Source organism: Kamptonema formosum PCC 10802 (genome assembly GCF_000332335.1).
In the GTDB taxonomy this organism is placed as follows: domain Bacteria; phylum Cyanobacteriota; class Cyanobacteriia; order Cyanobacteriales; family Oscillatoriaceae; genus Oscillatoria.
In genome coordinates this window covers 3919257-3920210 of the sequence record NZ_KB235948.1, presented here as the reverse complement: position 1 = coordinate 3920210, position 954 = coordinate 3919257, and the positions used below count along the sequence as shown (strand labels likewise).

The 954-nt window shown below is 52.3% G+C and carries 1 pseudogene; it reads left to right on the top strand.

Annotated elements, in window-relative coordinates:
- Nucleotides 1-954, top strand: a pseudogene (locus tag OSC10802_RS40570) (hypothetical protein); the annotation flags it as partial.

Here is a 954-nt window from a genome sequence, read left to right as displayed (position 1 = left end):
CCACAGCTCCAAATCAGAACGAGCGCAAGTGGCACGAGCAGATTGGGGCGGTTCTGACAAACAACGGGGCGGACGGAGTGGCAGCTACTGCAGATCCGTTGAAGCTAACGTTTACCAATGGGCAACAGAATAGCGACGCAAAGGGGTTCGGCGTGCTTGAGGTAACGAATGATGACCCTCTCAATTTTGCAGCCAGTGCGCGATACATAGATTTATCTTTGGGGAATGTCGGTGATTATTTCGATGTCAATGAGGGGGTGGCGGTAACTGTGATGCCAGATGGGCGGTATGCGTTTGTTGCCGGTCGCAACCGTCAGGGCAGTGTCCTGCAAACTGATAAGCGGGCTGGGGGCAATATTGGGATTATTAAAGACCCGCTGACTAATCCGCAGTTGGTGGCGGCAACTCGACCGATTCCCGGAGCGCTGACTGCAGACCTGGTACTTTCAAATGACAGTAAGTATCTCTACGCTTCTTATCCGAACTTGAATGGCACCGGCAGTACGTATGTTTTTGATGTAGAGGAGATTATCGAAACTCTGGAAAATCCTGGGAATTTCCTTATCGACGGGTTGGACAGAGGGGAGGGGTCTCCTTTCTTCAGTGCTGGTTCGGCGAAGAATGCTACTTGGGGTGATTTGTCAAGGGTGCCGGTGGATGATATCAATCCGGAAATTAGTGTTGCTGCTGACTATGGGATTGTTCAGGGGGATTGGGCGAGTTACCAGTTTACCTATGGCGTGCTGCCAAATAGCACGCGGGGGCCGGTTGCTCTTGCCGGTGGGTCTTGGGGGCTGAGTGCAGCGCCGGCGGACTGGCTGGATTTGGCAGAGGTGCAGTGGAAGAAGGAACCAGTAGTTGCACCTGAACTTGTCCCGACGCCTGCGCCACCTGAGGTAGTGATTCCTATCTTGATTTGGACAATCATCAATACATTTGATATTGTTGAGGTCA